General features: G+C 32.6%; 6 protein-coding genes. 3 read left to right on the top strand and 3 right to left on the bottom strand.

The annotated features are described in order from the left end of the window. Positions 1-773: 773 nt before the first annotated feature. Together B5P42_RS30165 and B5P42_RS30160 are read right to left on the bottom strand one after the other, a co-directional pair. Positions 774-1,532, bottom strand: coding sequence for an NADH dehydrogenase subunit (locus B5P42_RS30165; RefSeq protein WP_113735959.1), 759 nt, complete (start codon positions 1,530-1,532; stop codon positions 774-776). Position 1,533: 1 nt separating this feature from the next. Further along, positions 1,534-1,863, bottom strand: a complete 330-nt coding sequence (locus tag B5P42_RS30160) for a PadR family transcriptional regulator (RefSeq protein ID WP_113735958.1) — start codon at positions 1,861-1,863, stop codon at positions 1,534-1,536. A 363-nt stretch (positions 1,864-2,226) separates the two neighbouring features. On the opposite strand from B5P42_RS30160, the gene B5P42_RS30155 reads away from it, so the two are divergent. Next, the gene (locus B5P42_RS30155; RefSeq protein WP_113735957.1) at positions 2,227-2,796 is read left to right on the top strand and encodes a tyrosine-type recombinase/integrase; all 570 of its coding nucleotides are present in this window, start codon (positions 2,227-2,229) and stop codon (positions 2,794-2,796) included. A 20-nt stretch (positions 2,797-2,816) separates the two neighbouring features. On the opposite strand, the gene B5P42_RS30150 is transcribed toward B5P42_RS30155, so the two are convergent. Further along, the gene (locus B5P42_RS30150; RefSeq protein WP_113735956.1) at positions 2,817-3,377 is read right to left on the bottom strand and encodes a recombinase family protein; all 561 of its coding nucleotides are present in this window, start codon (positions 3,375-3,377) and stop codon (positions 2,817-2,819) included. Positions 3,378-3,727: 350 nt separating this feature from the next. Here B5P42_RS30150 and B5P42_RS30145 point away from each other — a divergent pair, with 350 nt between their 5' ends. Continuing rightward, positions 3,728-7,147: an S-layer homology domain-containing protein gene (locus tag B5P42_RS30145; RefSeq protein ID WP_113735955.1), complete on the top strand. Its 3,420-nt coding sequence runs from the start codon at positions 3,728-3,730 to the stop codon at positions 7,145-7,147. Positions 7,148-7,156: 9 nt separating this feature from the next. Beyond that, positions 7,157-7,570 carry a CDI toxin immunity protein gene (locus B5P42_RS30140; protein WP_113735954.1) on the top strand — a complete coding sequence of 138 codons (414 nt, stop codon included), beginning with the start codon at positions 7,157-7,159 and terminating at the stop codon, positions 7,568-7,570. Positions 7,571-7,574: the final 4 nt, after the last annotated feature.

Genomic DNA, 7,574 nt, shown 5'->3' with positions numbered 1-7,574 from the left:
AAAAAAAGCACGTCACCCTTTCTCATTAACATAAGAGAATAGTAACGTGCTTTTAACTTCAAGAATAGTCTAAATCCTTAAGTTGATGGATGTGTGGCGATACCCCTTACAGCCAAAAAAAAGAAGATTGACTGATCTCAATCTTCTTTAAAATAAAGGAACAGATGACAGATTACTACTCCAACTCCTAATCAATTATAATTAAACTTGTAATAATATTCAATTTATTTAAATTTTTCTCAATGTTTTTGTTGCATTTTTAAATTATAATATAAGTAATTCTTTTTATTGTTATATATCTGTTAGTTCCTGTTGCAGAATCCTTATTATAAGGATTCTTTTTTTTGTATCAAAAATCTACAAAGAAAAAAGATAAGATCGGGAACACAATCTTATCTTTAGCACAAGGAGTAAACAAAAGGATAACTATCATATTTTTATTATAATTTATTTTTTGTTAATTTTGAATATTAAAACCATACTTAACAAGTATATCTATATTGAGAAATTTATTACAAAATTAACTATAAAGGGGCACGGCAACGATTCCTTCTTTTTGGGGCCACTCATAATTGTAATTTAATCGAAATATCACTTAAACACGCATTTTACAACAAATAAAAGGAATACATTTTGAAAGAAGATTAACCAAAATGTATTCCTTTATGCTAATACTTACCGAAAAATAGATATATATAATAAACGCTTAAATGAATACAATCCAAATTAGGTTTTTGTACATCGCCCAAGCTTTATCTGTTTAATGGCTTGCTTCATGATTTTTTCTTTTTTTTGTAGAAATATATCCCTAAACAAATACCTATGACAACACAACCGATAATCGTTACTGTAATATACAGTGGGTCTTTATTTATTTCACTTGGGATTACCCTTTCTAAGATTGGGCCTATAGACATTGAAAATGCTACAAAAATCGTAATCCAAGATTTTGTATACAACGCAAACATAATAAAAATTAAAATACAAACAGCCGCAATACTATAATTTTGTAGTGTAGTTGCCACAAAATAATCGGTATCAATTTGTTTATTCATCCAAAAATAGAATCCTACCCAGACTCCGATAGTAATAAAATTAGCTAACATTACAAGAAATAGTGAACTTTTTGTAGATGGATATACTTTAGGAATCCCTTTGAATAGTGTAATTGCAAATACAGAAAGGGTCAGAAATAAGGGTAATGATCCAAATAACAATATGTTTTGTGAAATTTTGAATTGGCCTCTAATAGCTGGAGCAAAGCACATATAAGCGACAATAACTAGAATTGCTGCAGGAATTAATACGAACAATCCTTCTTTATCTACAGGTAGTTCTTTCCCAATATTCTTCATATGTTGTTTTCGACTTTTGCCAATAATAGTATCTACACTTTTTCCCTTGTTTTCAGCTTCTATTAAATGAACTTCTAATTCTTCCACGATCCCATTTATATCTTCATCTTTTTTTCCTCGTTGCAATAAATACATTCTAAGTTCGATTAAAAATTGTTCAGACTTCGTTGATAACATGCTATTTTCCCCCTTTATTAATCACATTTTCAACAGATAGTTTTAAATCGATCCAACGCTCTTTAAAACCATCCAATTCTTTTTCACCTAATTCTGATAACAGGTAGTATTTTCGTTTTGGACCAGCCGTAGATTCCCTTAGTACACTCGTAACTAATCCTTCTTTTTGCATACGTAATAATAATGGATATATCGTTCCTTCACTAAACGAATGAAAACCATAGCTATGCAATTTCTCCGTTAATTCGTAACCGTATATTTCCCCTTCTTGAATAATGGCTAAAATACATCCATCTAAAATACCTTTTAACATTTGCGTTGAGTCCGCCATTTCATCCCCCTTTTCATACATATTTTCTAGTAACTTGTAATACAAGGTAAATGATTACAATAATAACTTGCAATGCAAGTGTTATAAATATAAAAGTAACACACAGTAACTTGTAATGCAAGGTATATTGGTACCTTTAAAATTACCACTCACAAAAACAGAACGATTTTAATAGTATCTATTTTTAACTTCTTCTTATGCTTTATCTTTTAACATAGATATTACTTGATATATTTTTTTGTTAACAGAAGATGTCTTCCGTTAACTTATTAAACTTAATATAATAGATATTGTTTACGGAACACATTTTAAATCGATGATAAATTAAGTTTACGGAACACAATTGAAGAAAGAAGGATAACAATGGATTTTAAAACCTGGTTAAAAAATGAAGGGAAACGAGAGCAAACCATTCAAGTATATGTTCGTTCAGTCCGTCAATTTATGGAATGGTTACAAATTTCACATGAACGAAATTGGAATCCTGATGAAATAAGTGCAAAAGTTATTCATGAATGGATTCATCATATGCAGACCATTGAAAAAGTGGCAAAGTCTACAATTAATAAAAGAATTGCCTCATTAAAAGTATACTGGTCGTATCTTATTGAACAAAGGATTGCAATATATGATCCCACCAAAAAAATAAAGATAAAACGTATTTCTAGGTTAGAAGACACTCCACGTTGGTTGAATGACATGGAACAAGTGAAATTACTTAACCTGATTCGACGAGAAGAAAATGAATGGAAACGAAAAAGAAATATGGCCATGGTTCGTTTAATGTTACAAGCGGGCCTTCGGATTAGTGAGGTGGTAAATTTAGAGATAGAGGATTATAGAAAAATTGGTAGTGTAGGAACTATTACAATTCGTGAAGGTAAAGGGGGTACGGAAACGATTCTGGGTATGAGGGGCCACTCTGGGATTTAATTACAAATTAAAAAAGAACTTTAATCAAGTTCCTTTAATCTACGATACAGGGCGGCCTGACTCACACCTGTAATTTGGCATATTTCTTTCACTGTTTTAGTGGTGTGCTCCCGTAATTCAATCGCATGATTCATACCTGGGTGTTTATCCGTGTATTTCTTCAATCTTCCTCTATACACTCCTTTTTGTTTCGCTAACTTTATTCCCGCACGTTGCTTTTCTTTAATCATTTCTCGATCAAGTTCACTAAAGGCAGCCATGACAGTTAAAAAGAATTTTCCAGTTGGAGTTCTAGTATCTATTCCTAAATTTAAAATCGCAAAGTGAACATCCTTTTCCCGAAGTTGTTCTACTAATTGTAATAGCTGAATGGTATTTCGACCTAAACGATCCATTCTAGTTACAACCAAAGTATCCCCAGTAGTTAGTTTTGACAGTATAGTGTCTAACTCTGGCTTTTGTTTTGTTACTCCACTTATTTTCTCTTTAATAATTTCATCTACTCCATATTTCATGAGCTGTTCAATCTGTGTATCTAGATTTTGATCTTGTGCACTTACACGAGCGTATCCATAGACCATTTTTACCCCTCTTTTTGTATGTATTTTTGATAAGTGTTATTGAGAGACTCTGAGACTAATAATATCAAGGAAAGGATTTCTTCTCAATAGGGTACGCCCTATTGAGAAGATAGATATGCAATTATGCATATTTACATTTAATATTTTAATAGTAACAAAACTTAATATATAATTAAAAGGTTTTTAAAGAATTAATAAGGAGATGCGAGTATGAAGAAAGTCATAGGACTTATATTATCATTATTTTAATTATTTTCTACCTATGCACCAATGTTTACAGAGGAAGCCGAAGTTTTAAATAAGTGCTGATTTTGAAATTATATCTTTAACAATTGAATAGGAGGTCTATTGTGAATACAATTAAAAAATTATTTTTGAGTTCTATGGTATGTATTTTATTATTCAGTACATTAGGAACAGCTTATGCAGAACAAAATAATCAAGAAACTACATTATCCTTTATCGATGTGCCAAAAACACATTGGGCGTATAAAGAAATAATGTATATGGCTGAGAATAAGATTATAACAGGATACGGAAATGGGTATTTCGGTGCTACGGATCCTATTACTCGCGAACATCTCGCAGCTTTCTTGTATCGATATTTAAAACCGCAAGATAGTACAAATAATCCATTTATTGATATCGATGACAGCAATTTCAAAAAGGAAATTTTGGCACTAACAGCACGTGGTATTTTCAGTGTAAATGCTGAGAAAAAATTCAATCCCAAGAATAATATGACTCGCGCTGAAATGGCTGCTGTGCTTGTAAAAACATTTGATTTAAAATCGCAAGGAAAGGTTGAATTTACGGATATGAAAGGTCATTGGGCCAATGAATATGTGAAAATTCTAGCTGAAAACCAGATAACAAGTGGGACAGGTGACGGCAATTTTAATCCAAATGGGATTGTTACCAGAGAGCAATTTTCTATGTTCTTATATAGGACGATTATGAAAGTAACAGATATAAAAAAGAATGAATACGTTGGTTGGGTGAAGGAGAAAGAGAATTGGTACTATTACGAAAAAGATGGAAGTAAACGCAGAGATAACATTACTTTAGATGGAATAGAGTATTCCTTTTTTAAAGATGGAAGACTAGTCGAAGGGAGAAAGCAGACTGGGAAAGACAATTTATATTATAGTGAGCCTGGTAAATTAAAGACCGGCTGGAGTTTTTCTGCAACTTCATGGAGCTATTTAAAAGATGGGAAGTATGTGACAGGACCATTTACCTATCAAGGAAAACCATTTGAAATTAATAAGTACGGAGATATGGAAAAGGGATGGATCACCCTTCGTTCCACTGTTAAAAGAATCTATCCAAAGCCAGAAACAAAATTTCTATTAAAGTCTAAATCTGTAAAGGATGGCGATGTTTTAGAAGTCATCTCAAAGCAGGGCTTATGGTACCAAGTCAAATATCAAGGAGAAGTCGGTTATGTTCGGATATTTGAGTCCGTTGTGATTGGTGAATCACCAGTTCGTTCATGGGATGTAGCAAAAGAAGCAACGAATTTGTCTCATTTTATGATAACTGAGTATCATAAAGATCCTGAAAAGTACTTTCCTCCTAATATTCACAAGAAATTTGATAAACAATTAGATAGTGATTTAACTCTTCTTGCGAATGGATTACAATGGATTGATCAATTAAAAGAAGCACTCTATTTAGATAATAAACAAGGGTGGGTACAAGAAGAAGGAAAATGGACGTACTATAAAAAAGATGGGCAAAGAATAACTGGTTTCCAAGCAATTGATGGGAAACGTTATTATTTTGGTACCGATGGTTTTATGCAAACGGGATGGGTACACACAAATGGGTCAGATTATTATCTGGGAACAGATGGTGTGATGCAAACTGGAATCCAACATATTGACGGGAAAATCTATTACTTTGGTCCGTTAGGTCCTGTGCAATCAGGATTTACAAATGTTGATGGGAAACCGTATTATTTTGATGCTTCTCATGAATCCAAAAATGGTTGGATGAAGCATGAGGTTAATTGGTGTTTACTGCAACCTTCAGGTGCATTACAAACAGGAGATTTTACATATAAAGACAAGAAATTCTCCTTTAATCAAGACGGAGAAATGGTTAAAGGGTGGGTTACATTAGAATCCCTTGTTAAAAATATATATCCAGAGCCAGATTTAAGAAAAGTATTACGTGCAAAACGTGTGGATAATGGTGAAGTGATAGAAGTAACTGGGAAAGTCGGTTCTTGGTATGAGGTTAATTATCAAGGAGAAAAAGGATATGTACGTATTCATGATGCCATTATTTTTGATCAGGAAGCCAAAAGTCCACTTACTCTTCTTGATGGGAAAATAAAAATATTTGAGGGTGTATTAGATTATTTAAAAAGTGACGAACCATTCATAAATAACACGATTAAAATTTTAGAAGAATCAGAACAAGGTTTGTTAGATGCTACAGAAAACTGGGAAAGTATTTCCAGGAATATAAACAATGCAAAGCAAGATGTACAGTATAAAATGCAAGTGATGAAAGAATCACATGATAAATTGCAAGAATTAGTGAATGCAATGAAAGGTGACATAAAAAATTTAACAGTCACCCAAAGAAAAGAACTATTCAGACTGCTTGGAAATACGAGAGAAGATGCCCTAGCGTATGGAAAAGAGTGGATGGGATTTAGTGCTGATGTATATACTACTATACTCCAAAACTATGGAGCGCTTTATCAAGACTATGCTGATTACTACAACGCATTAGATGTGGTTTCTGGTAAATGGTCAGGCTTTTTAAAAGATGTAGCTGATGCAACAGTTGAAATTGAAAAAAATCATCGTAAGTTAGCTGAAGGGCTTTCGGGTGTAGTTAAGGACTTAGGACCAGTTGTAAATAGTTCCATTCGCCTAAAACATTCTGTAGATGAAGCGAAACCTCAATTGGAGGAACTTGTACAAGTAACAAGAAAAAACGCTCCAATCATTGCGAAAGATTTACAAGCATTGGATGCCAAAGTCCCAGGATTCTTCACAGATTTCAATATGGGAATAGATCTTGCAAATACATTCATGGACTCCGCTAATAAAATTGCAAGTCATAAGATTGATATACCTGCTGGAAGTATTGGCAATATTGATTTAACTAATGCTTTCCGTGATTTTGGTGTTACACCAGAAAAAATGAGAGAGCTTGAACAAGCTGACCGGGATACAACTAATTTTATGAATGTAACATTAGATCTTGTGCCAATTATTAATATCCCTAAAGAAATAATCCAAATGGTACAAGGACATGAAATAGCTGAGGAAGAAAAATATAAGCCGTCAGATTATGTCATGGGTATCGCAACAGTATTTTCTGGTGGAACCATAAAAACAGTAAAAACTATCGGCAAAGTAGTTGGTACTGTTGAAGATATTGAAAAGAAAGCGAAAAACCTTGAGAAGGCTGCTAAAGGTGGTCGTTCTGGAGAGATTGTTCTTGATAAGGTTCAAACATATGAACAAGCGAGAAATAAAGCAATGAGCTTATTGGGAGATTTAGGGGCTGATTCACAACCTTTCATAGGAACGATGGATAAAAGCGCTGGTTATGGTAAAATTGTTGGTAGAGAGACAGCTGATCATAAAGCAAGATGGAGATTAGATTATGATCCTAATAAAGGGATGCATATCAATGTAGAAGATTTTAGAAATGGCAAAAAAGATAAAGCAATCAAATATGCAATTCCTTTTGAAGGAGACGAAGAGACTTTCAAATCATTATTGAAATATTTAAATAAATGAGGTAATAAAATGGCAACATTGTTGGAAGAATGTATTGAAGCATTAGGCGAAGAAATTGAAATTTTAGAAACTAATCAAGGGAAAATGATAGTAAAAAGTTTTGGGAATGCATTTCCTATTACATCATGGGGGAGAGTAGATTGGTCCAATATTCAAAACTATGGTGATTTATATAATGAGGATGAAATAAAAGTATATCTACAAAACTGTTTTGGAATATATTCTCAAACAATATATATTATTTGGGATAATGCTAGAGTACCAATAATTAAAACAAATTTACATCAAGTTTTAAAAGTAATAGATGATGTTACAGCTGTTAGTTTTGATACATGGATATATTCACCAGATATGGGATATGTCATTGAATATCATCATGATGGTGACATACGTATAGGAAATGTAAAAGATATTATTAAGTAAAAAG

This window comes from Bacillus sp. SRB_331 (genome assembly GCF_003264175.1).
Taxonomy (GTDB): Bacteria; Bacillota; Bacilli; order Bacillales; family Bacillaceae_G; genus Bacillus_A; species Bacillus_A mycoides.
Note: the sequence above shows the minus strand (reverse complement) of the source record. Positions and strands in the feature narration are given on the sequence as shown.